General features: G+C 74.0%; 19 protein-coding genes and 1 pseudogene. 9 read left to right on the top strand and 11 right to left on the bottom strand.

Features of this window, described 5'->3' with window-relative positions:
• Positions 1-28: 28 nt before the first annotated feature.
• Positions 29-589, bottom strand: coding sequence for a hypothetical protein (locus B086_RS0111860; protein WP_018566626.1), 561 nt, complete (start codon positions 587-589; stop codon positions 29-31).
• 217 nt (positions 590-806) lie between these two features.
• Between B086_RS0111860 and B086_RS0111865 the strand changes: the two genes are divergently transcribed.
• The gene (locus B086_RS0111865) at positions 807-2657 is read left to right on the top strand and encodes an FUSC family protein (RefSeq protein WP_234029299.1); all 1851 of its coding nucleotides are present in this window, start codon (positions 807-809) and stop codon (positions 2655-2657) included.
• Between the two features lie 38 nt (positions 2658-2695).
• Here the strand turns inward: B086_RS0111865 and B086_RS0111870 are convergent, their stop codons facing one another.
• Complete coding sequence (locus B086_RS0111870) at positions 2696-5032, bottom strand: FdhF/YdeP family oxidoreductase (protein WP_018566628.1); 2337 nt, start codon at positions 5030-5032, stop codon at positions 2696-2698.
• Positions 5033-5226: 194 nt separating this feature from the next.
• Between B086_RS0111870 and B086_RS0111875 the strand changes: the two genes are divergently transcribed.
• The 3 genes from B086_RS0111875 (at position 5227) to B086_RS0111885 (ending at position 7597) form a co-directional block, all read left to right on the top strand.
• The gene (locus B086_RS0111875; RefSeq protein ID WP_018566629.1) at positions 5227-5592 is read left to right on the top strand and encodes a DUF488 domain-containing protein; all 366 of its coding nucleotides are present in this window, start codon (positions 5227-5229) and stop codon (positions 5590-5592) included.
• Positions 5593-5794: 202 nt separating this feature from the next.
• The gene (locus tag B086_RS0111880) at positions 5795-6778 is read left to right on the top strand and encodes a Dyp-type peroxidase (RefSeq protein WP_018566630.1); all 984 of its coding nucleotides are present in this window, start codon (positions 5795-5797) and stop codon (positions 6776-6778) included.
• Positions 6779-6781: 3 nt separating this feature from the next.
• Positions 6782-7597: a family 1 encapsulin nanocompartment shell protein gene (locus B086_RS0111885; protein WP_018566631.1), complete on the top strand. Its 816-nt coding sequence runs from the start codon at positions 6782-6784 to the stop codon at positions 7595-7597.
• Positions 7598-7610: 13 nt separating this feature from the next.
• Here B086_RS0111885 and B086_RS0111890 read toward each other — a convergent pair whose 3' ends face one another.
• The 3 genes and pseudogenes from B086_RS0111890 to B086_RS0111900 form a co-directional block, all read right to left on the bottom strand.
• Positions 7611-8651 carry an NAD(P)-dependent alcohol dehydrogenase gene (locus tag B086_RS0111890; RefSeq protein WP_018566632.1) on the bottom strand — a complete coding sequence of 347 codons (1041 nt, stop codon included), beginning with the start codon at positions 8649-8651 and terminating at the stop codon, positions 7611-7613.
• Between the two features lie 79 nt (positions 8652-8730).
• A pseudogene (locus B086_RS39825) lies at positions 8731-9204 on the bottom strand (SDR family NAD(P)-dependent oxidoreductase); the annotation flags it as partial.
• 7 nt (positions 9205-9211) lie between these two features.
• Positions 9212-9904, bottom strand: coding sequence for a TetR/AcrR family transcriptional regulator (locus B086_RS0111900; protein WP_018566634.1), 693 nt, complete (start codon positions 9902-9904; stop codon positions 9212-9214).
• Between the two features lie 193 nt (positions 9905-10097).
• Between B086_RS0111900 and B086_RS0111905 the strand changes: the two genes are divergently transcribed.
• On the top strand, positions 10098-10721 hold the full coding sequence (locus B086_RS0111905; protein WP_018566635.1) for an acetate uptake transporter: 624 nt from the start codon (positions 10098-10100) through the stop codon (positions 10719-10721).
• Between the two features lie 76 nt (positions 10722-10797).
• Here the strand turns inward: B086_RS0111905 and B086_RS0111910 are convergent, their stop codons facing one another.
• Entirely contained in the window at positions 10798-12729 is a 1932-nt protein-coding gene (locus B086_RS0111910) for an ABC transporter ATP-binding protein (RefSeq protein WP_051115817.1), read from the bottom strand.
• A 305-nt stretch (positions 12730-13034) separates the two neighbouring features.
• Here B086_RS0111910 and B086_RS0111915 point away from each other — a divergent pair, with 305 nt between their 5' ends.
• Both B086_RS0111915 and B086_RS0111920 read left to right on the top strand, forming a co-directional pair.
• Complete coding sequence (locus B086_RS0111915; protein ID WP_018566637.1) at positions 13035-14114, top strand: mechanosensitive ion channel family protein; 1080 nt, start codon at positions 13035-13037, stop codon at positions 14112-14114.
• A 91-nt stretch (positions 14115-14205) separates the two neighbouring features.
• Complete coding sequence (locus tag B086_RS0111920) at positions 14206-16425, top strand: NADP-dependent isocitrate dehydrogenase (protein WP_018566638.1); 2220 nt, start codon at positions 14206-14208, stop codon at positions 16423-16425.
• 85 nt (positions 16426-16510) lie between these two features.
• On the opposite strand, the gene B086_RS0111925 is transcribed toward B086_RS0111920, so the two are convergent.
• On the bottom strand, positions 16511-16852 hold the full coding sequence (locus B086_RS0111925) for a DUF5713 family protein (RefSeq protein ID WP_018566639.1): 342 nt from the start codon (positions 16850-16852) through the stop codon (positions 16511-16513).
• 167 nt (positions 16853-17019) lie between these two features.
• Between B086_RS0111925 and B086_RS0111930 the strand changes: the two genes are divergently transcribed.
• Positions 17020-18312: a cytochrome P450 gene (locus B086_RS0111930; protein ID WP_018566640.1), complete on the top strand. Its 1293-nt coding sequence runs from the start codon at positions 17020-17022 to the stop codon at positions 18310-18312.
• An 18-nt stretch (positions 18313-18330) separates the two neighbouring features.
• Here the strand turns inward: B086_RS0111930 and B086_RS0111935 are convergent, their stop codons facing one another.
• The 3 genes from B086_RS0111935 to B086_RS0111945 are packed head-to-tail and all read right to left on the bottom strand — an operon-like array spanning position 18331 to position 20902.
• The gene (locus B086_RS0111935; protein WP_018566641.1) at positions 18331-18837 is read right to left on the bottom strand and encodes a hypothetical protein; all 507 of its coding nucleotides are present in this window, start codon (positions 18835-18837) and stop codon (positions 18331-18333) included.
• Positions 18834-19472, bottom strand: a complete 639-nt coding sequence (locus B086_RS0111940; protein ID WP_064536479.1) for an RNA polymerase sigma factor — start codon at positions 19470-19472, stop codon at positions 18834-18836. Before B086_RS0111940 ends, B086_RS0111935 begins: the two co-directional genes overlap by 4 nt.
• On the bottom strand, positions 19469-20902 hold the full coding sequence (locus tag B086_RS0111945) for a S8/S53 family peptidase (protein WP_018566643.1): 1434 nt from the start codon (positions 20900-20902) through the stop codon (positions 19469-19471). Before B086_RS0111945 ends, B086_RS0111940 begins: the two co-directional genes overlap by 4 nt.
• 133 nt (positions 20903-21035) lie before the next feature.
• Here B086_RS0111945 and B086_RS0111950 point away from each other — a divergent pair, with 133 nt between their 5' ends.
• Positions 21036-23639, top strand: a complete 2604-nt coding sequence (locus tag B086_RS0111950) for a CHAT domain-containing protein (RefSeq protein WP_037873330.1) — start codon at positions 21036-21038, stop codon at positions 23637-23639.
• Positions 23640-23691: 52 nt separating this feature from the next.
• On the opposite strand, the gene B086_RS0111955 is transcribed toward B086_RS0111950, so the two are convergent.
• Positions 23692-24828, bottom strand: a complete 1137-nt coding sequence (locus tag B086_RS0111955) for an LLM class flavin-dependent oxidoreductase (protein ID WP_018566645.1) — start codon at positions 24826-24828, stop codon at positions 23692-23694.
• Positions 24829-24832: the final 4 nt, after the last annotated feature.

Raw genomic sequence — 24832 nt, forward strand, 5'->3', positions numbered from 1 at the left:
GTGCCTTCCCGCTGTCCTGTCCGTCCTGTCAGTTCCCTTTGGCGGCACGGCCCAGACGCAGGGCCGAGACGAGGAAGAAGACGCCGCCCGGAACGGCGTAGCCGATCGCACCGGTGAGCGCGGGATCGTCCGCCCCGGCCGACGCGACGAACGACGCCCCGGCCAGGACCGAGATGCCGCCGCTGAGGATCATCGGCCACTGGCCGCCCAGCGCGCGGCGGGGGACGGCCACGATCAGCTGGACCAGGCCGGACACGACCGCCCAGGCGCCCCACACCCGCAGTACCGCCGGAACGCCGGACGCGCAGGCGACGGCCACGCCGACGGCCGCGACCGAGCTAATGGCCATGTTCAGACGCAGCAGCGCAGGCGATCCGGCGGCGCGCGACGCCCTCGCGTCGACGACGGCCGCACCCACGTCGAACAGCGGATACAGCACGAGCAGCACGGCCGTGGCCGTGCTGATCCCCGACGCCGTCGTGAACATCACGAGCGCCCAGGTCAGGGCGAAGGCGCAGCGGACGAAGTACAGGCGGCGCAGGGCGGCGGCCGTCCCGGTGACACCGGACGGAGCGGCGATGGTGCTCATGGTGATCCCTTTCGGTGGATTCGGCGGATACGTGGTGGAGGTCGGAGTTCGCGGCGGAGGTCACGATGGGCCATGAAAGAGACCGAACGTTCTCCCTCCCTTCTTGAGCCTGGCAAGCGCGTCCCGCCTTGTCAAGACCGAACGTTCTCCCTCACCGAAGCCGGCCTGCCCCGGGCACGTTTTGACGCGGCCGGGAAAGCGGCAGATGCTGAGGTCGATGGAGCCCGGAGGTGCGGCAGGCCGCGCGGTCGCCGGGGTGGCGCGGGTGCTCTCGCCACGCGGGGCACTGGCCGTGCACCGGGTGGACGGGGCCCTGGTGTTCGCCCTGCGGGCAGCCCTGGCCATGGCGCTGGTCGCCCTGCCGATCGTGCTCGCCGGACGTCCGGATCTCGCCGTGTACGCGATGCTCGGCTCCTTCACCACCACGTTCGGACGCAATCTGCCCTATCCGCGCCGCGCCCGCGTGCTGGCGTGGGTCGCGCTCGCCATGACCGCGTGCGTGGGCTGCGGCGTGACACTGGCGGCCCTGGTCCGTCCGCAGGCGGGCGGGGCGGGCGCCGTCCTGGTGGTGGCGGCCACGGCCGTGGTCGCCGGAGCGGCGAAGTTCGCGTGCGACGCGGCGCGGCTGGGCGGGCTCGGGGCAGTGCTGCTGCTCTTCTCCTTCGCGGTGGCCGCCGAGAGCCCGGCCGCGTTCACCGACGTGCTGCCCCGGACCGGGCTGGCCGCGGCAGCCGCGGCGGTCGCCTGGGCACTGGCCGTCGCGGGCCGGTACGTCCACCCGGACCGGCCGCAGCGGCTCGCCGTGGCCGTCGCTCTGCGCGCGCTCGCCCGCCTGCTGACGGCGGCCGACGCCGAGGGGGCGGATCCGGGGGGTGCGGCGGGGCGGGAGCGGCACCGTGCGACAGTGGCCGTGCTGCACGCGTACCACTGCCTCGGTCTCGCGCCGCACACCCACCGGTCCCCCGGCCTCGACCGGTGCCCGCCCGGGGCCGGGGCGCGCAGCGACCGGGACGGGACCGCCGTCTGCGTCCGTCTGGCCGACGTGTCCTGGTCCCTGCTGATCGGCTCCGCGAGCCGGCCGTCGCCGAGGGGGGCCGAGTCGGCGGAGCTGCTGCGCCGCCAGGCGCGGCTGCTCGCGGACCGGCGCCGGGCCCGGCCCGAGCTGCTGCCGGGCTTGCCGACGCCGTACGCGGCCGCGGGTGCCGCCCCGCCCACTCCCCCCGCCCGCACCCCGGGCGCGGACCCTCCACCCCTCTCGGCACCCCCCTCGGCATCCCCTTCGGCACCCTCGGCCGACTCCACGCGCCGGGCCGGTGAGCTGTTCGCGGGGCCGCGGCTCGCCGGGCCCGTGCATCTCTCGGTACGGGTGGTGCCCGCGTTGCGCATGGTGCTGGGCACCGGGGCGGCCGGTGCCCTGGCGCTCGTGCTCGGCCTGGGGCACGGCTACTGGGCGGCGATCTCGGCCGCCGCCGTGCTGCACTCGGTCAACATCCGTACGACCGCGCAGCGTGCCGTCCAGCGGACCCTGGGGACGGTGGTGGGGCTGCTGCTCGCGCTCGGGGTGCTGGGCGCCCGCCCGGACCCGGTGGTCCTCGTGCTGGTGATCGTGGCCCTGGAGTTCCTGCTCGAATGCGTGGTGGTCCTCAACTACGGCCTCGGCGTCGTCTTCCTCACGCCGCTGGCGCTGCTGCTGAGCGAACTGGCGGCTCCCGCCCCCGCCGGCGCGCTCGTCCAGGACCGGGCCCTCGCCAGTCTCCTGGGCATCGCGGTGGGCCTGGCCTGCGCGATGCTGGTGGTCGACGACCACGCCGCCGTACGCGTGGAGCACGCGCTGGCCGCGTGCACCCGCGCCGCGCGGCAGGCGGAAGAGGCGCTGGCCGGTGCCGCGGGGCCGCCGCCCGCGGAGCTGGCGGTGCGGCTGGCCGAGGCTGTGGTGGAGCTGCGCGAGGCGGACGACGCCGCGGCGGGCGAGCTGTGGCAGGCCGGGATCGACCCGGCCCTGCTCGCCGCCGCGGAGCGGCGCGGCTATCTGCTGCTGGAGCGGCTCCTGTCGCACCCGCCCGAGTGAGCCACGCCCCTCTGCCGCCCGGTCATCCGGTCAGCTGGTCATCCGGCTGCCCGGTCCCCCGCCCCCGACGGCCGCACGGTCACGTCCACGTTCTTCATCAGCGGCTGGTCGCTCTGGGTGCTGTAGTCGCCGATGGCGCACAGGACGTTCAGCTCCGGCATGTATCCGGCGGCGCAGCCGCGCGGGATGTCGTACTGGACGGCCTTGTAGCGGTGGACGCTGCGGGTCGAGCCGTCCCGCGCCGTGCTGGTGATGTCGACCTCGTCGAAGAGCGTGAGCCCGCGGTCGCGCATGTCCTGGGCGTTCATGAAGATCAGGGTGCGCAGGTTCTTGATCCCGCGGTAGCGGTCGTCGTCGGAGTAGATGGTGGTGTTCCACTGGTCGTGGGAGCGCATCGTGCCGAGCTTGAGCACGCCGTCGGCCGGTACGACGTCGGGGAGTCCGGCGGCGGAGAACTCCGCGCGGCCCGAGGCCGTACGGAAGACGAGTTCCCGGGCGGGCTGCTTGATGCGGAACCCGAGCGGGAGCCGGACGCGCCGGTTGAAGTCCTCGAACCCCTCCAGGGCCGCCGCCATGGTGTCGCGGATGCGGTCGTAGTCCTCGACGTACCACTCCCAGGGGGTGTCGCTGTCCGGCAGCGCGGCGCGCGCCATTCCGGCGATGATGGCCGGTTCGGAGAGCAGGTGGGGCGAGGCGGGCCGCTTCATACCGAGGGAGAGGTGGACCATGCTCATGGAGTCCTCGACCGAGGTGGCCTGCTTGCCGGCCTTCTGGAGGTCCTTCTCGGTGCGGCCCAGGCAGGGCAGGATGAGCGCCCGGCGGCCGTGCACCAGATGGCTGCGGTTGAGCTTGGTGCTGACCTGCACGGTCAGTTCGCACCGCCGCAGCGCCTCGGAGGTGTACGCCGTGTCCGGGGCGGCCAGCGCGAAGTTGCCGCCCATGCCGACGAAGACCGTCACGTCGCCGCGGTGCATCGCCTCGATGCTGCGCACCGTGTCCAGGCCGTGTTCGCGGGGCGGTTCGATGGCGCACGCCTTCGCCAGGCGGTCCAGGAACTCCGGAGGCGGCCGGTGGTCGATGCCGCAGGTGCGGTTGCCCTGCACATTGCTGTGGCCGCGCACCGGCGACGGACCGGCGCCCTCGCGGCCCAGGTTGCCGCGGAGCAGCAGCAGGTTGACGATCTCCCGGACGGTGTCCACTCCGTGTTCGTGCTGGGTGATCCCCAGGCACCAGCTGAAGATGCTCCGGTCGGCCTCGCAGTAGACGCGGGCGGCCTTGGCGATGTCGGCGCGGGCGACGCCGCTCTGCCGTTCGATCTCCTCCCACGGCGTGGCCTCCACCAGCGCCCGGTAGGCGTCGAAGCCCGTGGTGTACCGCTCGACGAACTCCCGGTCGAGCGCCTTCGGGTCGGTCTCCGCCTCGGCGAGCACGGCCTTGGCCATGCCGCGCAGCAGGGCCATGTCGCCGCCGATGCGCGGCTGGATGTTGAGCGAGCTGGTCGGGGTGGACCGGAACAGCGCCATGTCCACGAAGTCGTGCGGGATGATCGTGCGGGTCGCCGCGGCCTCCACGAGCGGGTTGATGTGCACGATCTTCGCGCCGCGCTTGTGCGCCTCGGCGAGCGAGGTCAGCATGCGCGGGGCGTTGGAGGCGGCGTTGACCCCGAGGATGAACAGGGCGTCGGCGACCTCCCAGTCCTTGAGGTCGGCCGTGCCCTTGCCGGTGCCGAGCGCGGCCTGGAGGGCGCGGCCGCTGGCCTCGTGGCACATGTTGGAGCAGTCCGGCAGGTTGTTCGTGCCCAGCTCGCGCGCCATGAGCTGGTAGAGGAAGGTCGCCTCGTTCCCGAGCCGTCCCGAGGTGTAGTACGTGGCCCGGTGCGGGCTGTCCAGCTCGCGCAGGGTGCCTCCCACCAGGGCGAACGCGTCCTTCCAGGAGATCGGCACATAGGTGTCGGTGTCCGGGTCGTAGCTCATGGGGTGGGTCAGCCGGCCCTGGCGTTCCAGTTGCTCGTCGCTCCAGGAGGACAGCTCGGTGACGGTGTGCGCCGCGAAGAACTCCGGGCCGACCCGGTGGTGGGTCATCTCCCAGGAGACGTGCTTGATGCCGTTCTCGCAGATGTCGAGCCGCAGCCCCTTGAGGTCGTCCGGCCAGGCGCAGCCGGGGCAGTCGAAGCCCTCCCCCTCGTGGTTCATGCGCTGGACGGCCCGCGGTCCGTCGACGAACTCGCGTTCGCGCAGCAGGAAGCGGGAGACGCTCTTGGCCGCGCCCCAGCCTGCCGCCGGGTGGTGGTAGGGGCGGAACTCCGGGGCCCGCCGGTCCGGGGCGTCCTCGGAAGGGGCGTCGGCGGACTGCGCCGGGGTCCTCTGGTCGGTCATCGGGTACTCCCTGTTCTGCGGACGTTCCGCGGGACGTTCTGCGGGATGCTCCGTGGTGTTCTACGTTCTACGGGACTCTCGGTTCCACGGGGACTCTCGGTTCCACGGGGACTCTCGGTTCCACGGGGACTCTCGGTTCCACGGGGACTCTCGGTTCGTTCTCCGGGGCTCGGTTCGACGAGGAAGGTACCGCCATGTCCGGACGGGTCAGCTGCCGCAGGATCTACGAGGACGCCTCGCCGCAGGACGGCACGCGGGTGCTGGTGGACCGCCTGTGGCCCCGGGGGGTGAGCAAGGAGGACGCCCGCTGGGACGAGTGGCTGCGGGACATCGCGCCCTCGACCGGTCTGCGCCGCTGGTATCACCATGATCCGGACCGCTTCACCGAGTTCCGCCGCCGTTACGTCGCCGAGCTGGGCGACCCCGACCACCACTCCGCCGTCGAGCATCTGCACGACCTGGCGGCCCACGGCAGGCTCACGCTGCTGACGGCCACCAAGGACGTGGACCACAGTGAGGCCGCGGTCCTCGCCGACTGGCTGAACCACGCCGGACGCTAGGTCTTTCGTCACCCAGGGCGTGTGACGGGCTCCAGTGCCAGGTTATGCGCCCGGCTCCCGTCCGGCCCGTCCACAGCGGCCACCGGGCCGGGACACTAGAGTCCGTAGTGCAGCACGCAAGACTCCGTAGGGCAGCACGCAGCACGAGAATCCCGCAGTACTCCCGCCCTGTACGCCCGCCATCAGCCTGGAGGCACGCTCCGTGGTCGAGCCGCAGTCCGTGATCGCCCCGCCCGCCAGATCCGCCCTGTTCCTCGTCTGCACCATCGTCTCCGGTGGTGAGGCGGTCGTCCGCGATCTGCTCCCGGATGTGGCCGGGCTGAAGCGGTCGGTGGGGTTCCGCGCCCCGGACGACGACCTCACCTGTGTCGTCGGCATCGGCTCCACCGCCTGGGACCGCCTCTTCGGCGGCCCCCGCCCGCGCGAGCTGCACCCCTTCGTGCCGCTCACCGGAGCCCGGCACCACGCGCCCTCCACCCCGGGCGACCTCCTCTTCCATCTGCGCTCCCGGCGCATGGACCTGTGCTTCGAGATGGCCCAGCTGATCGGTGAGCGCCTCGACGGCGCCGTCACGGTCGTGGACGAGGTGCACGGCTTCAAGTCGTTCGACGAGCGCGACCTGCTCGGCTTCGTCGACGGCAGCGAGAACCCGGAGGGGCGCCTGGCCCTGGACGCCGTCCACATCGGCGAGGAGGACCCGGACTTCGCGGGCGGCAGCTACGTCGTCGTCCAGAAGTACCTGCACGACCTCGCCGCGTGGAAGGCGCTGCCGGTGGAGGAGCAGGAGAAGGCCATCGGCCGCTCCAAGCTGGACAACGTCGAGATGCCCGACGACGTCAAACCTGTCGACTCCCATGTCGCGCTCAACACCATCACCGACGAGGACGGCACCGAACGCAAGATCGTCCGGGACAACATGCCCTTCGGACGGGTCGGTGAGGGCGAGTTCGGCACCTACTTCATCGGCTACGCCCGTACTCCCGCGGTGACCGAGCAGATGCTGCGGAACATGTTCCTCGGCGACCGGCCCGGCGTGCACGACCGGATCCTCGACTTCTCCACCGCGGTCACCGGCTGCCTCTTCCACGTCCCCACCGCCGACTTCCTCGACGACCCGCCGCCCCCGCCCGCGGTCACCGCCGTGGCGGAGGGCTCCCTGGGGATCGGCAGTCTGAAAGGAGCCTGATCCATGTCCACGCCCACCGCCATGACCAACCTCCACCGCGAACTCGCCCCGATCACGCCCGAGGCGTGGGCCCAGATCGAGGACGAGGCCCGCCGCACCTTCCAGCGCAACGTCGGCGGCCGGCGCGCCGTGGACGTGACCGGGCCCGAGGGGCCGACGCTGGCGGCGGTGGGCACCGGCCACCTCACCGCCATCGAGGCGCCCGCGCAGGGCGTGACCGCGCGGCTGCGCCAGGTGCAGCCCCTCGTCGAACTGCGCGTCCCCTTCAAGGTCACCCGGGACGCGGTGGACGACGTGGAGCGCGGCGCGCAGGACTCCGACTGGCAGCCGGTGAAGGACGCGGCGCGCGCCATGGCGTTCGCGGAGGACCGTGCCGTCTTCGAGGGGTACGCGGCGGCGGGCATCGACGGGCTGCGCAGGCGCACCTCCAATCCGGTGGTGAGCCTGCCGGCGGAGCCGCGCGACTACCCGGACGCGGTCAGCCACGCCCTGACGACGCTGCGGCTGGCCGGGGTCGCCGGTCCGTACGCGCTGGTGCTGGGCGCCGCCCCGTACACGGCGGTGAACGAGACGTCCGACCACGGCTACCCGATCGCCGCGCACCTGAGCCGGCTCCTGGACGGGCCGCCCATCTGGGCCCCCGCCCTGGAGGGCGGCTTCCTGGTGTCCACCCGGGGCGGTGACTTCGAGCTGCGGCTCGGCCAGGATCTCGCGATCGGCTACACCGCCCACGACGCGCAGGCGATCGAGCTGTACTTCCGGCAGACGCTGACGTTCCTCGTCTACACGGACGAGGCCGTGGTGGCGCTCACCTCCTGAGCGGGCCCGCCGCTCAGCCGTTGGGCAGGACGACCGCGCGGCCGTCGACGCGGCCCGCGTGCAGCCGTTCGTAGGCGAGCGGTGCCTCGTCGAGCGTGAAGGTCTCCGTGTGCACCGACAGCGCGCCGGAGCGGGCCAGGGCCAGCACCTCGGCGAGTTCGCCGCGGCTGCCCCAGTACGGGGAGCTGACCGTGACCTCGTGCGGCAGCCGGCCGAAGCCGACGGGCAGCGCCCCGCCGCCGAGACCGACGACGGAGATCTCGCCCTCGACGGCGGCGACGGCCCCGGCGACGGCGACGGTCGGCGGGGCACCGACGAAGTCGAACACGGCCTCGGCGCCCAGCCCGCCGGTCAGTTCGCGGACCGCGGCGGCGGCCCGCTCGTCCGACCTGACCGTCTCGTGCGCGCCGACCTCGCGGGCCAGCCGCAGCTTGTCCTCGCTGATGTCGAGGGCGACCACCCGGGCCGGGGACAGCGCCCGCAGCAGTTGCACGGCGACGTGTCCGAGGCCGCCGGCGCCGATCACCACGGCGGTGGAGCCCGGCACGAGGCGGGGCAGCGCCCGCTTGATCGCGTGGTACGGCGTGAGGCCCGCGTCGGTCAGCGGGACCGCGGCGACCGGGTCGAGGCCGTCCAGCGGGACCAGGTGCCTGGCGTCGTCGACGAGCAGGTACTCGGCCATCGCGCCGGGGGCGCCGAGGCCGGGCGGGCGGATGCCGAGCGCACCGGCGCGCAGGCAGTAGTTCTCCTTGCCCTCGGCGCACTTGGCGCAGGCGCCGCAGCCCCAGGGCCCGTACACGGCGACCTGGTCGCCCTCGGCGAGCCCGCTCGCCCCGGCGCCGAGCGCCGCGACCGTGCCCACGCCCTCGTGGCCGAGGGTGAGCGGCAGCGGGAAGGAGAGCGCCTCGGCCGGGCGGCTCATCACGGCGATGTCGGAGTGGCACACACCGGCGGCGGTGACCTTCAGCAGGATCTGGCCGGGACCGGGCTCGGGATCGGGGACGGTGACGACCTCGGGCGCGGCGCCGACGGTGCGGTACTGGAGTGCCTTCATGGAAAATCGTTCCTCCTTCGGTCTGCTGGTCCGCTGGTCCGCGGGGACGGCGGCCTCAGACGGCGGTGTAGGCGCCGTCGAGCAGCGGGGTCTCGATGAAGCCGGGGCCGACCGCGTTGATCCGGATGCCGCGGGCGGCGTACTCGGCGGCGGCCGTCCTCGTCAGGCCGACCACGCGGTGCTTGGCGGCGACGTAGGCGGAGGAACCGGCGAAGCCGACGGAGCCGAGGATGGCGGCCACGTCGACGATCGCACCGCCGCCTGCCGCCTCCCAGGTGTCCTGGGCGAAGGCGACCGCCACCTCGACGGACTCGGGCCGGGTGACGTCGGTGCGGACGGCGGCTGCCTCGACGCCCTCGGCAGCCGGCTCTGCGACGGCCCGCTTCGCGCCCTCGGCGTCGTGGTCCGCGAGGACGAGGCGCGCGCCGCCGGCGCCGAGGCGGCGGGCGGTGGCCAGGCCGATGCCGGAGGCGGCGCCGGTGACGAGGGCGGTGCGCCCGGCGAACTCGGTGGCGTGGCCGGGGGCGGGGTGCGCGGGGGCGGTGGTGCTCATGGGGTGCTCACTCGTCGGTGGTGCGGTCGGCGGCCGCGGTGACGGCCTCCGTGGTCACGGCGTCGTAGGCCCGCTCGACGAGAGCGGCGAGGTCGGCGGCTCCCGTGGTGTCGTCCCCCGCCGTGCGCGCCCACTGGCGCAGCGCGGCGGTGAGGACCCCGGCGGCGGCGCCGACGACGACGGACGGGCGTACGTCCTGGGTGTCGTCGGTGCCGAGCCGCCGGGCGATGATCCGGACGGACTCCTCCTGGGCGTCGACCCGGATGCGTTCGTAAGCGGCGAACAGGGCGGGCTCGCGGTCGAGCAGCGCCAGCAGCCGCCGCATGTCCGGCCGGTCGTGCCAGGCCGGGTCCGTCCGGTCGGCGAGCCAGCCGCGGACGGCCCCGCGGTAGGCGAGCAGCGGCGGCTCGGCGGCCGGACGGGCGCGCAGCAGGGCGTTGATGCGGTCGCCGTCGCCGCGGACGAAGTCCAGGGCCGCGTCCTCCTTGCCGGTGAAGTTCCGGCTGAAGGTGCGGCGGGTGACGTCGGCGCGTTCCGAGATCGCCTCCACGGTGGTGTCGGCGAGGCCGCGTTCGAGGATCAGTTCCAGGGCGGCGGTGGCCAGCGCGTTCCGGGTCTGCCGGGCCTTGCGCGCGCGGCGGTCCTCGGGGGCGCCGGGGGTGTCGGCCGGGCTGCTGCTGGGGGGCTGCGTCGCCGTCATGTCCCTCACCGTACACCCGCCATGTCCCATGGAGACATGTGTCCCTTTGGGACATCTGCCGTCCGGTCGTACGCCGCCCGAGGCCACCCGGTCCCACACCGGCCGAGGCCACCCGGTCGTACGCCGTCTGAGACGGCCGCGCCGTGGGTACTCGGCCGCCGTCCTGCTGGCCCCGGTCGAAGGGATGGTGGCCATGGCCGACGACACGAGCCGCGGCGTCCGCGAGGAGGCGCGTCCGGCGGATCCGCAGGCCCGCTCCTCCGCGGATCCGGCGCCGGTGGGCCTCGCGGGTTTCGCGCTCACCACACTGCTGCTGTCCGTCATCAACACCGGTCTCCTCAAGGAGCCGGGCGGCATCCTCCCCGTGCTGGCCCTCGCGGCGTTCTACGGCGGGCTCGCCCAGTTCGTCGCGGGGCTCTTCGAGTTCCGCCGGGGCAACACCTTCGGCGCCACGGCGTTCATGTCGTACGGCGCCTTCTGGCTGACCTACTGGTGGCTGGTGCAGCATGTCGCCGGCGCCGGTGACGTGCACAACGCGCTCGGGCTCTATCTGCTCGGCTGGGGCATCTTCACCGCCTACATGGCGGTGGCCGCGCTGCGCGTCAGCGTCGCCGTGCTGGCCGTGCTGGTGCTGCTGACCGTGACCTTCGTCCTGCTGGCCGCCGGTGAGTTCCAGGGCGGTGCGGGGCCGTCCGCCCTGACCAAGGTCGGCGGCTGGTTCGGTATCGCCACGGGCCTGGTCGCCTGGTACGCGTCGGCGGCGGCCGTCGTCAACGCCACGCACCGGCGGACGGTGCTGCCGACCGGACCGCGCTGAGGCCCGCCCGGTCCCCTGTCCCCCGGCCCCCGCGGCGGCGGGCCGCGCCGGTCCGCCGCCGCGGGGGCCGCCCGGCCTACGCCACCGCCTCGCCGACCGGCTGTCCGGCGTGCTGCCCGTCGCCGCCCTCGGCGCCCCGCTCCGGGTGCTGCCGGGCGAACTGGGTGCGGTACAGCTCTGCGTAGCGTCCGTCCGCCGCCAGCAGCGCGTCATGGGTGCCGCGCTCGACGATCCTGCCCGCCTCCACGACCAGGATGAGGTCGGCGGTGCGGACCGTGGACAGCCGGTGGGCGATCACCACGGCGGTGCGGTCCGCGAGGGCCTCGGTGAGCGCCTCCTGGACGGCCGCCTCCGAGGTGTTGTCGAGGTGGGCGGTGGCCTCGTCGAGGATGACGACCCGCTGGCGGGCCAGCAGCAGCCGGGCGATGGTCATGCGCTGGCGCTCGCCGCCCGAGAGCCGGTAGCCGCGCTCGCCGACGACGGTGTCCAGGCCGTCGGGCAGCGCGCGGACGAGGTCGTCGAGGCGGGCCCGGCCGAGCGCGTCCCACAGGTCCGCGTCGCTCGCTCCGGGGCGGGCCAGCAGCAGGTTGGCGCGGACCGAGTCGTGGAAGAGGTGGCCGTCCTGGGTGACCATGCCGAGCGTGGCGCGCAGCCCGGCGGCGCTCAGGTCGCGCACGTCCACGCCGCCGACGCGGACGGTGCCCTCGTCGGCGTCGTACAGGCGCGGCAGGAGCTGCGCGATGGTCGACTTGCCCGCGCCGGAGGAGCCGACCAGGGCGACGGTCTGCCCGGGTTCGGCGCGGAAGGAGACGCCGTGCAGGACCTCGGCACCGCCCCGGGTGTCGAGGCTCGCCACCTCCTCCAGGGAGGCCAGGGAGACCTTGTCGGCGGAGGGGTAGCCGAAGCGGACGCCGTCGAACTCCACCGCGACCGGCCCGTCCGGCACCTCGCGGGCGTCCGGCCGCTCCTCGATCAGCGGTTTCAGGTCGAGCACCTCGAAGACGCGCTCGAAGCTGACCAGGGCGCTCATCACCTCCACGCGCGCTCCGGCGAGCGCGGTCAGCGGGGCGTACATCCGGGTGAGCAGCAGGGCGAGCGCGACGACGGCGCCCGGCTCCAGGGTGCCGCGCAGGGCGAAGTACCCGCCGAGGCCGTAGACCAGGGCCAGGGCCAGGGAGGAGACGAGGGTCAGGGACGTGATGAAGACGGACTGCGCGGTGGCCGTGCGGATGCCGATGTCGCGGACCCGGCGGGCGCGGGCGGCGAACTCCGCCGACTCCTCCTCGGGGCGGCCGAAGAGCTTGACGAGGGTGGCGCCGGGGGCGGAGAACCGCTCGGTCATACGGGTGCCCATCGCGGCGTTCAGCGCGGCCGCCTCGCGCTGCATCCGGGCCATCCGGCTGCCCATCCGCCGGGCCGGGACCACGAACACCGGCAGCAGCGCCAGGGCGAGCAGGGTGATCTGCCAGGACAGGGTGAACATGACGGCGAGCGTGAGCACCAGCGTCACCAGGTTGCTCACCACGCCGGACAGGGTGTTGCTGAAGGCGCGCTGGGCGCCGATGACGTCGTTGTTGAGCCGGGAGACGAGCGCGCCGGTGCGGGTGCGGGTGAAGAAGGCGACCGGCATGCGCTGCACATGGTCGAACACGGCCGTGCGCAGATCGAGGATGAGCCCTTCGCCGAGGGCGGCCGACAGGCGCCGCCCGAGGATGCCGAGCGCCGCCTCGGCCACCGCGATCAGGGCGATGAGCAGGGCCAGGCGGACGACCTCGGCCCGGTCGCCGCCGGAGACGATGGCGTCGACGACCCGTCCGGCGAGCACCGGGGTGGCGACGGCGAGCAGGGCCGTCGCCACCCCGAGGACGACGAACCGGACGATGCGGCGGCGGTGGGGGCGGGCGAAGGCGCCGATGCGGCGCAGCGTCGCGCGGGCGAAGGGACGGCGTTCCTGCTCGGCGTTGAGCACGCTGTGCAGTTGCGTCCAGGCGGTGGTCTCCATGCTCATGGTGGAGAACCTAGGACCTCAAGTGTTGTTGAGGTCAACGCCCGGCCGGGGGACGGGGGCGCGCGGCTCCGCACGGGCCGCGGGACGCGTGCTCCCCGGGCACCGGCCGTGTGCGCTCCGGGCCCCGGTCACGTACGAACTACCCTGACGGATGGGGCAGGATGAGCGATCGCGCCGCCCTCGGACCGAGTGCCGCCCGGCGCGATCCCCGTAGCCCGGAAGCGAGCAGGTGACCACGTGACGCGACTTCACCCCAGGCCCTCGACGGCCCCCGTCCCCGCGGACCGCCGCGGCGGAGGCGCCCGGTGAACCGCGACGTGAGCCTGGACGACGTGTTCCTCGCCGGGGTCTCCCTGGCCGCCGGTGTGGTGGTGGCCTTCCTGTCGCGGACGCTGCTGCTGTGGCTGGCCCGGCACGCCAAGCGGACCCGCTGGAGCGGTGACGACGTCATCGTGGACGCGCTGCGCACGGTGGTGCCGTGGGCGGCCATCGCGGGCGGCGCCGCGGGCGCGGCGACGGCGCTGCCGCTGGCCCGGGTGAGCCGCCACCATGTGAACCAGACGCTGACGGTGTTCCTGATCCTCGTCGTCACCCTGTCGGCGGCGCGGGTGATCTCCGGGCTGGTGCGCACGCTCACGCAGTCCCGCTCCGGAGTGGCCGGATCGGCCACGATCTTCGTCAACATCACCCGGATCCTGGTGCTGGCGATCGGCTTCCTGGTGATGCTCCAGACCCTCGGCATCTCCATCGCGCCGCTGCTCACCGCGCTGGGCGTGGGCGGTCTCGCGGTCGCGCTCGCCCTCCAGGACACCCTCGCCAACCTCTTCGCCGGGGTCCACATACTGGCCTCCAAGACCGTCCAGCCGGGCGACTACATCCGGCTGAGCAGCGGCGAGGAGGGCTATGTGGAGGACATCAACTGGCGCCAGACGACCGTGCGCCAGCTCTCCAACAACCTGGTCGTCATCCCCAACGGCCAGCTCGCCCGGACGAACATGACCAACTTCAGCCGCCCCGAGCAGCGGCTGACGATCCTGGTGCAGGCCGGGGTGGGCTACGACAGCGACCTGGACCATGTCGAACGGGTGACGCTGGAGGTGGTCGCCGAGGTGATGCACGAGATCACCGGCGCCCTGCCGGAGCACGAGCCCGCGCTGCGCTTCCACACCTTCGGGGACTCCCGGATCGGCTTCACGGTGATCCTCGGCGTCGGCGAGTTCAGCGACCAGTACCGGATCAAGCACGAGTTCATCAAGCGGCTGCACCGGCGCTACCGCCGCGAGGGCATCAGCATCCCGGCCCCGGCCCGCACGGTGACGCTCCAGGCGGACCCGGTGGTCATCCCCCGCCCGCGCGGCTCCGAGGACGGCGCGGTCTCCGCCTGAGCCGGTTCTTGGCGCGGACCCCTGTCGAGCCGGGCCCGATCACGAGATATCTTGATGTCGAGCAATGTTGCAGACGTGGAGCGGAGCACCGGTGACTGACTCGACCATCATCTACACACACACTGACGAGGCCCCGGCCCTGGCGACGTATTCCTTCCTGCCGGTGGTCCGGGCGTACGCCTCGCAGGCGGGTGTGGCCGTGGAGACCCGTGACATCTCGCTGGCCGGGCGCATCATCGCGGTGTTCCCGGAGTACCTGAGCGAGGACCAGCGGATCCCCGACGCGCTGACCGAGCTGGGCGAGCTGGCCAAGACGCCCGAGGCCAACATCATCAAGCTGCCGAACATCTCGGCGTCCATCCCGCAGCTCAAGGCCGCGATCGCCGAGCTCCAGGGCCAGGGCTACGCGCTGCCGGACTACCCGGACGACCCGAAGAGCGACGAGGAGCGCGACATCCGCGCCCGCTACGACAAGATCAAGGGCTCCGCGGTCAACCCGGTCCTGCGCGAGGGCAACTCCGACCGCCGCGCCCCCGCCTCGGTGAAGAACTACGCCAAGACCCACCCGCACCGCATGGGCGCCTGGACCGGCGAGTCCAAGACGAACGTGGCGACCATGGGCGCCGACGACTTCCGCTCCACCGAGAAGTCCGTCGTCATCGCCGAGGACGGCGCGCTGCGCATCGAGCTGAAGGGCGACGACGGCTCCACCACCGTGCTGCGCGAGTCGGTGCCGGTCCTCGCGGGCGAGGTCGTCGACGCCTCCGTGATGCGGGTCGGCGCGCTGCGCGAGTTCCTGACCGAGCAGGTCGCCCGCGCCAAGGCGGAGGGCGTGCTGTTCTCCGTGCACCTGAAGGCCACCATGATGAAGGTCTCCGACCCGATCATCTTCGGCCACGTCGTCCGCGCCTTCTTCCCGAAGACCTTCGCGAAGTACGGCGAGATCTTCGCCGCCGCGGGTCTGACCCCGAACGACGGCCTGGGCGGCATCCACAAGGGCCTGGAGAGCCTGCCGGAGGGCGCCGAGATCAAGGCGTCCTTCGACGCCGAGCTGGCCGAGGGCCCGGAGCTGGCCATGGTCGACTCCGACAAGGGCATCACCAACCTGCACGTGCCCTCCGACGTGATCGTGGACGCCTCCATGCCGGCCATGATCCGCACCTCCGGCCACATGTGGGGCCCCGACGGCCAGGAGCACGACACCCTCGCGGTGCTGCCGGACTCCTCCTACGCGGGCGTCTACCAGGCCGTGATCGAGGACTGCCGCGCCCACGGCGCCTACGACCCCTCGACGATGGGCTCGGTGCCGAACGTCGGTCTGATGGCGCAGAAGGCCGAGGAGTACGGCAGCCACGACAAGACCTTCGAGATCCCGGTCACCGGCACGGTCCGCCTGGTCGACCAGGACGGCAACGCGGTCCTGGAGCAGGCCGTCTCGGCCGGTGACATCTTCCGCGCCTGCCAGACCAAGGACGCGCCGGTCAAGGACTGGGTGAAGCTGGCCGTCACCCGCGCCCGCGCCACCGGCGACCCGGCCGTCTTCTGGCTGGACGAGACCCGCGCGCACGACGCCAACCTGATCGCCAAGGTGAAGCAGTACCTGCCGGAGCACGACACCGAGGGCCTGGACATCCGGATCCTGGCCCCGGAGGAGGCGACCAAGCTGTCGGTGGAGCGCATCCGCCGCGGCGAGAACACCATCTCCGTCACCGGCAACGTGCTGCGCGACTACCTGACCGACCTGTTCCCGATCCTGGAGCTGGGCACCAGCGCCAAGATGCTCTCGGTGGTCCCGCTGATGGCGGGCGGCGGCCTCTTCGAGACCGGCGCCGGCGGCTCCGCGCCCAAGCACGTGCAGCAGCTGGTCAAGGAGAACTACCTGCGCTGGGACTCCCTCGGCGAGTTCTTCGCCCTGGTGCCGTCCCTGGAGCAGTACGCCGAGGCCACCGGCAACACCCGTGCCAAGGTCCTCGCCGACACCCTCGACCGGGCCACGTCGACCTTCCTCGACGAGGACAAGTCCCCCACCCGTCGCGTCGGCGGCATCGACAACCGCGGCAGCCACTTCTACCTGTCCCTGTACTGGGCGCAGGAGCTGGCCCGGCAGACCGACGACGCCGACCTGGCCAAGGCGTTCGCGCAGCTCGCCGAGACCCTCGCGAGCAGCGAGCAGCGGATCGTCGACGAGCTGAACGCCGTCCAGGGCGAGCCGGCCGACATCGGCGGCTACTTCCAGCCCGACCCGGCCAAGGCCGCCGCGGTGATGCGTCCTTCGGCCACCTGGAACGAGGCCCTGGCCGCCCTGAGCTGACCCGGACACCGCCCCGGACCCGGTGGTCCGGGGCACCGGTCCCCCGCCCGCCCCGGCCGGTCCCGTACCGGCCGGGGCGGCGGTGTCACCAGTCGCGGGGCGCGATCAGCTCCTCCGCGTCGGCGTCTTTGAAGCCGTAGACCTGGGCGACGAACCAGAAGTCCTCCGCTATCTCCTCGCGGGCCACCGTCTCGATCTCGCTGCCCGCCGCCGCGAAGTCGTCCTGGAGGCCGTTGAACTCCTCGGTCGCCGCGTGCGTCAGCGCGTACAGCGCGGCCAGGTCCGCGGGCCGCTCCGCCTCGATGCGCTCGCACAGCCGCACCAGCACCGCCCGGCCCAGATCCACGACCGGGTCCGGGTAGTAGTCGCTGCGGTACAGGTTCCTCAGGAACGCGTGGTCGAGCACGCGCTGGTCGGTGACGGGCATGGCGCTCCCCTCCCCCGGCCCCCGGCCTTGTCGCGGGGGCCTCGGCGATGTGACGGCTCCGATCCTGCCGCACACCACTGACAACCCCGCCGTTCGGCTGACAACCCTGCCGCACGGCTGGAGCACTCCCACGCGACAAGCGGCCCGGCCGCGGTGAGGGTGGATGTATGACGCAGGAGATCACCACGCCCTCACCCGACCGGGTGGCTCCGCGGCCTGCCGCCCGGGTCGTGCCGATCACCGTCGAACCGCCGGCCCCGGCTCCGGCCCCGCCGCCCCCGATACGCGAGTGGCCCGCCCTCGACCTGGACGGGCCGGAGTTCGACCCAATACTCGCCGGCCTGATGCGCGAGGGCCCGCTCACCCGGATCCGGCTGCCCCACGGCGAGGGCTGGGCCTGGCTGGCCACCCGGCACGACGACGTGAAGCTGATCACCAACGACCCCCGGTTCAGCCGGACCGAGGTCACCCGGCGTCAGGTGACGCGGCTCGCCCCGCACTTCAAACCGCGCCCCGGCTCGCTCGCCTGGGCCGACCAGCCCGACCACAACCGGCTGCGCAGGCCGATCGCCGGTGCCTTCACCGTCGGTGCCATGAAGCGGCTGCGGCCCCGCGCCCAGGAACTGCTGGACCCCCTGGTGGACGCCGTGCTGCGCGACGGGCCGCCCGCCGACCTGGTGGAGCGGGTCCTCGAACCGTTCCCCATCGCGGTGGTCGCCGAGGTGATGGGGGTGAGCGCGAGCGACCGCGAGCAGGTCCACACCTGGACCCGGCAGATCATCTCCATGTGCGGGGGCGCGGAGGCCGCCGACCGCGCCAAGGAGGGCATGTACGGCTGGATCGCCGCGACCATCCGGGCCCGCCGGGGCAGCACCGGCGAGGATGTGCTGTCGCGGCTCGGCGCGGCCGTGGGCCGGGGCGACATCAGCGAGGAGGAGGCGGTGGGCCTGGCCGGTCCGCTCCAGATCGGCGGGGAGGCCGTCACCCACAACGTGGGGCAGATGCTCCACCTGCTGCTGACCCGGCCCGAGCTGATGGCCCGGATGCGGCAGCGGCCCGACGAGCGCGGCCCGGTCCTGGAGGAGCTGCTGCGCCACATCCCGCACCGCAGCACCGTGGGCCTGGCCAGGATCGCCCTGGAGGACGTCGAACTGCGCGGGGTGCGCATCGCGGCGGGCGACCCCGTCTACGTCTCCTATCTGGCCGCCAACCGCGACCCGGCCGTCTTCCCCGCCCCGGACACCATCGACCCGGACCGGGACCCCAATCCGCACCTGGCCTTCGGCAACGGGCCGCACTACTGCACCGGCGCCGTCCTCGCCCGGCTCCAGACCGGACTGCTCGTCGACACCCTGCTCGACCGGCTGCCCGGTCTGCGGCTCGCGGTGCCGCCCGACCAGGTCGCCTGGCGCCGCAGGACGATGATCCGCGGCCCGCGGAGCCTGCCCGTCGCCTGGTGAGGAGCGCCCCGCGGCCGCTCAGGCCCGCAGCCACTCCGTGACCACCACGTCCCCGCCCGCGTGCAGCCGCAGCGCGAACGGCCCGGCCGGCGGGGCCTGGGCGGCGAAGCGGCCCAGCTCGTCGGCGGTGAGCCGGTCACCGGCCCGCGGGCCGTTCAGCACCTCGATACGGGCCGGTTGCGGCGGCATCACCTGCCCCAGCAGACCGTCGCCGCTGACCTCCACGTCGACGGTGAGGTCACCGGCCTGGAAGGTCAGCATCCGCGGCACGTCCGTGGCGCCCCGGACCGGGATGGCGTCGACCAGCGAGTCGAAGGTCAGCTCGGCGATCCGGGCGTCCAGGTCGTGCAGCGCGAACGCCTCCACGGCGAGCTGGCGCAGACTGTCCGGGACCGGGTCGAGGACCGCGGCGGCCTGCCGCAGCTCCTCCTCCAGCAGCTCCTGCTCGGCCTCGCCGAAGTCGCCGCCCGCGCGGCCGTCGTCGTGCCCACCGGTGGTGTCGTGGGTACCGGCGTTGTCGTTCACGAAGTCCCCCGTGCGTCGAGTCGTGCGCGCAGCCGCCGCAGACAGCGCTGGCGCAGAGGTCCGATACTGCCCACGGCGACGCCGAGAGCGGCCGAGACCTCCTGGTAGCTGGGCGGCGGCGAGGCCATCAGGACCCGCAGCAACTGGCGGCAGCGGTCGCCGAGTTTCTCGAACTCCTGCCACAGCCGACGGATCCGCTCGCTCTGCGCGGCGGCCTCCTCGGCGTCCAGCAGCGACTGCTCCGGTGTCCCTTCCTCGCTGACCCGGTCGAGCAGCTGCGGATCGTCGGTGACGGTGAGCCGGCTCAGGCTGCGGAGCGTCCTGAGGCACTCGTTGCGCGCGGTGCTCGCCAGCCAGGAACCCGCCTTCTCGGGCTCCCGGATCCGCCCCAGGTGCTGGGCGAAACGGAACCATACCGTCTGATACACCTCGTGCCCGTCGGCGTCGGAGAGCCGGTGCGCGCGCACCACCGACCAGACCAGCGGGCTCAGGCCCTCCACCAGCGCCTTCCAGGCGGCCGCGTCACCGTCGACCGCCGACTGGACGAGCGCCCCGACATCTGCACGGTCCACCGACTCACCCCTCGTGTACGGCCTGTCATCGTACGCCGTGGAGGGAAGGGTTCCGATGCTCATACCGGCGGCGCCAGCCGCTGGACGGGCACCGGACGCCAGGTGGGCGGGCGCAGCGCCGGTACGTGCGCCCCGCGCACCTCGGCGTACTGGGCGTGGGAGGCGAGGAGTTGACGGCGCGCGGCTCTGGGATCGCGCTCCTTGTGGGCCGTCATATGGGCGGCGACCATACCGGCGGCCACAGGGGTGGCGAACGAGGTGCCGCTCCAGTGCGCGTACCCCTCGAACATCACCTGGTCCGGTTTGTCCGGGGAGTTGTCGCCGTCCTCGCTCAACAGGCCCGCGTGCGGCGGCGACTGGCAGGTGCAGGCGTAGTGGAAGCCGAACCGGCAGGCGTCGTAGGTGGAGTGCTGGTAGACGTAGGGCACGGGCGTCTCGAAGCCGGTGAGGACGCTGGTGAGCCGCTCGCCGGGGGCGTACGCCTTCACCCAGTGGCCGTGGTTGCTGAAGCAGGCGCCGTGCTCGCCGTCGCCGCGCAGCGCGCCGACCGACAGCACCGCGTCGGCGTAGCCGGGCAGGTCGGCGTAGGCGGCGGGCCAGAACGGCGTGGCGCTGGCGTTGTTGCCCGCGGCGGCGACCAGGAGCGTGCCCCGGGCGCGCAGTTCCCGCATGAAGGCGTCCACGCCGAGCAGGCCGTCGAGGCGGCCGTTGGAGGTGCCCGCGGAGAGGCTGATGATGTCGGGCCAGCCGCCCGCGTCGACGGCCTCGAACAGCCGGTGCCCGAAATCGGACTCCAGCACCGCCCCGGCGTCGTCGAGGGTGCCGCGGACCGTGATGTCGGTGTTGGGCGCGACGGCGGCGAGGAGCCCGGCGATGAACGTGCCGTGGCCGACGTACTGCCGCAGGACGCCGTCGTGGGTCTCCTCGACCTGGCGGTCGCCGCGCACATGGCCGAGCAGCGGGGTATCCGCGTGGTCGTGCATGAGCCCGGTGTCGACGACGAGGACAGCCACGGCGGTGTCCGGGTCGTGCGGGGTGCTCTCGGGCGCGGGGTTCATCCGGGCGGTGCGCGGCGCGGGCACCGGCTCGTCGCCGGGGCAGGCGTTGACCGCGATGGACACCACGTGGTTGCGGCTGACCAGGCGCCGCCCGGCGCGTCCCTCGTGCTCGCGCAGGGCGCGCAGGGCGTGCGCGACGGCGAGGTCGCCGCCGCCGTCGCCGTGCCCGGGGTCGCCGACCTGGATCCGGGTGACGCCGGTGCGGTTGGTCTCCGGGCCCGCCCGGCGCACCCGGTCCGCGGTCAGCTCGGGCGCCGCCGTGAAATGGGTGCGCACGGTGTCCTCGACGAGCCGGGCCTCCTCGCCGTCGCGGGCGAGGACCACCCCCTTCTCGTACAGGAACTCCGCGGAGTCGTCCGGGCCCAGGGCCAGCGGGACGCCGGGCATCGAGCGCTGGATCTGCGCGAACTGCTCGTGGAAACGCTGTGGTGCCATGGCGCGCGTGTCCTCCCGTCGGGACGGTGGTCGTCAGTCAGAGCCGCCGGGGCCGCGTCTGATACAGCCGCGGCGGCGCCGCGGCCCGGGGACGCGGTTCCGGGGCCACTTCCGGACCACTACCATCCGGGGGGTGACTCCGGGAAGCGATACGGTGCTCGACCTGCTGCCTTTGGTGTTCGCCGACCCCGGCGAGGCACTGGCGCGGGCCCGCGCGCTGCTCGACGCCGGGCCCGCGCCGCTGCACGCGTCGGTGGCGCATCAGGTGATCGGGATCTGGCAGCGGGACTTCGGCGATCTGCGCCTGGCGCTGCGGCATCTGCGGCGGGCCCGGGACCTGGCGGCGCGGGCGGAGTCGGCCGAGCGGGAGGCCGATGTGCTGGCCACGCTCGGGGTCGCGCTGGTGCACGCGGGCCGCACCCGGCAGGGCCTGGCCGCGTTCGAGCGGGGTGTGGCGCGCGGCACCGGGCACACCCGGGCGCGGGTCAGGTACCGGCGGGCGTACGTGTGGTGGGTGCTGGGCCGGCACCGGGAGGCGCTGGAGGACGTACGCCGGGCCGTGGGCGTGCTGCGCCAGGCCGGTGACGTGATCTGGACGGCGCGGGCGCTGACCCTGCGGGCCACCGTGCATCTGGCGCTGGGCGCGGTGGAGCGGGCCGACGCCGACTTCACGGCGGCCGAGGCGCTGTGGGACACCACCGACCAGGAGCACGACAAGGCGGACGCGGTGGAGAGCCGGGGCCTCGCCGCGTTCCGGCAGGGCGACGTGCCGGCGGCGCTGCGGCTGCTGGACGAGGCCGAGGAGCGGTACGCCAAGCTGGGCACGCCCACCTTCATGCTGGACATCCGGCGCTGCGAGGTGCTGATGGCGGCCGGTCTGGCGCCCGAGGCGCTGGCCGAGGCGGACACGGCGATCGCCGAACTGGACCGGCTCGGCGGGCAGTCGACCCGCAAGGCGGAGCTGCTGCTCGTCGCGGCGCGCGCGGCGCGGCTGGCCGACGACCCGGACACGGCGACCGCGCGGGCGGCGGTGGCGGTGCGGCTGTTCGCCGCGCAGCGGCGCGCCTGGTGGGCGACGCACGCCCGGCTGGTGCTGATCGAGGCGCGGGCGGCGGCCGGGCGCCGCTCGGGGCGGCTGGTCGCGGACGCGGCGGCGGTGGCCGAGCGGCTGGCCTCCTTCGGTTCCCCGGCCGCGCCGCAGGCGTCGCTGCTCGCGGGCCGGATCGCACTGGCCCTGGGCCGGTCCGAGGAGGCCGAACGGCATCTGGCGGTGGCCGCGCGCAGCAGGCGCGGCGGGCCGCCGCTGGCGCGGATGAACGGCTGGGCGGCGCAGGCGCTCAGGGCGCGGGCGGCCGGCTCTGACCGGGGTGTCCTGGAGGCGTGCCGACGCGGCCTCGACGTGCTCGACGACCACCGGATGACGCTGGGCGCCTCCGAGCTGCGGGCCCGTGCCACCGCGCAGGGCGCCGAACTGGCCGCGCTGGCCCAGGAGGCGGCGCTCGCGTCGGGCGGTCCGAGGAGGCTGCTGGTGTGGAGCGAGCGGTGGCGGGCGACGGTGCTGACCGCGCCGCCCACCCGGCCGCCCGCCGATCCGGCGCTGCTCAGCGGGCTGACCGCGTTCCGGGAGATCGCGGCCCGCGCGGAGGAGGCCCGGCAGGACGGCCATCCGGTCCCGGCGCTGGAGCGCGAACAGCGGCGTCTGGAACGGGAGATCCGCTCCCGTACGCTGCATCTGCGCGGGGAGGCGCCGGGCGGCGGCGACCGCTTCCGGCCCGCCCGGCTGCTGGAGCGGCTGGGCGAGGGCTGGCTGGTCGAACTCGCGGTGCTGGACGGGCGGGTGCAGGTGCTGCTGTGCGGCCAGGGGCGGGTGCGCCGGTTCGAGGCCGGGCGGCTCGCGGACGCGGTGGCGGAGGCCGAGCACGTGCAGGCGGGGCTGCGGCGGCTGGCGCACCCCGGCGCGGCGGCCCGGCTGCCGCTGGTGGAGGCGGCGGGCCGCCGCCTGGAGGAGATCCTGCTCGGTCCGGCCGTACGGCAGCTCGGTCCCGGTCCGGTCGTGGTGGTGCCGCCGGGTTCGCTGCACCGGGTGCCGTGGGCGCTGCTGCCGTCGCTGCGCGAGCGGGTGCTGAGCGTGTCGCCGTCGGCGAGCAGCTGGCTGCGGGCCCGGGAGACCGCGCCGCCGCCGGTGGGCCGCCCGGTGCTGGTGCGCGGCCCCGGGCTGGCGTCCGGCGGCGCGGAGGTGCCGGAGCTGGCCGCACGCTACGGCAGGGCGACCGTGCTGGAGGAGGGCGACGCGCATGTGTCGCGGGTGCTGCGGGAGCTGGACGGCGCGGCGCTCGCGCACATCGCCGCGCACGGCACGTTCCGGGCCGACAGCCCGCTGTTCTCGTCGCTGACCATGGCGGACGGGCCGCTGATCGTGCACGACTTCGAGCGGCTGGACCGCAGCCCGTACCGGATCATCCTGTCGTGCTGCGACACGGCCCGGTTCGCATCGGTCGGCGCGGACGAACTGCTGGGCCTGGTGACGGCGTTGCTGCCGCTGGGCACGGCCGGGGTGGTGGCGTGCAGCGCGCCCGTCAACGACGAGGCGGTGGTGCCGCTGATGCTCGCGCTGCACAAGGGCCTGGGCGCCGGTCTTTCGCTGGCGGAGGCGCTGCGCGACGCCCGGGGGGCCGTCCCGGGCGACGCGACGCATCAGGCGACGGGGTGGGCGTTCTCGGCGTTCGGCGCGGCCTGAGCCGGGCCGGGCCGCCGCACCGCGTCCCGGCCCGCCCCGGCGGCCGGGTGCCTCAGCCGGATCTGCGGTGCCACTCCCGGGCCAGCAGCTCGTAGGACCGTACGCGGGCGGTGTGGTCGTGGGTGATGGTCGTGACGAGGAGTTCGTCGGCGCCGGTGGCGTCGCGGAGCTGTTCGAGCCGGTCGGCGACATGGGCCGGGGTGCCCACGAACCGGGTGTCGACGCGGTCGCGCACCAGGTCCTCGTCCTTTTCGGTCCAGGGCAGGGCGCGGGCCTCCTCGGGGGCGGGGTAGGCGATGGCGCCCTCGGCGGTGCGGATGCTGCGCACCCAGGGCCCGTAGCCGGCGGCGAGGTGGCGGGCGGTGGCGTCGTCCTCGGCGACGACGACGTCGGCGGAGACGCTGACGTAGGGCTTGTCGAGGACGTCGGAGGGCTGGAAGGCGGCCCGGTAGCCGTCCACGGCCTCCAGTACGGTGGCGGGGCTGACGTGGTAGTTCGCCGCGAAGCGCAGTCCGCGCGCGCCCGCCTCCCGGGCGCTCGGTCCGCCGCTGCTGCCCAGGATCCACACCTGGAGGTCGGCGCCCTCGCCGGGCACCACGTGCGCCTCGACGCCGTCCGCCGAGCGGTAGGTCCCGGCCAGCAGGGCGAGGATGTCGTCGAGCTGGTCGGGGTAGTCCTGGGGTTCGGCGCCGGGGAGCAGCAGCAGGGTGCGTTGCAGGGCGATGCGGGGCGAGCCGAGCAGCGCCTCGAAGGAGAAGCGGCGCGGGACGAGCAGGCCGCCCGGGGCGCGGCCGTCGACGACGGGGGTGGCGGCGGGTGCCGGGGTGTCCGGTACGGGCGCGGGGCGGCCGCCGGAGCGGCCGAGGCCCAGGTCGAGGCGGCCGGGGTGGAGGGCGTCGATCAGCCCGAACTCCTCGACCGTGGACAGGGCGGTGCGGTGGCCGAGCTGGACGGCACCGGAGCCGAGCCGGATGGTGGAGGTGGCGGCGGCCGTCAGCGCGAGCAGGACGGCGGGCGAGGTGCCCGCCACGCCGGGGTTGAGGTGGTGTTCGGCGAACCAGTAGCGGGTGTAGCCGAGGCGTTCGGTCTGCCGGGCGAGGTCGAGGGAGTTGCGCAGGGCGTCGGACGCGGTGGCCCCGGAGGGTACGGGGACCAGGTCGAGGACGCCGAGGGGGGTGCCGAGGGACACGGGC

It is taken from the genome of Streptomyces sp. PsTaAH-124, from assembly GCF_000373685.1.
Classification (GTDB): domain Bacteria; phylum Actinomycetota; class Actinomycetes; order Streptomycetales; family Streptomycetaceae; genus Streptomyces; species Streptomyces andamanensis.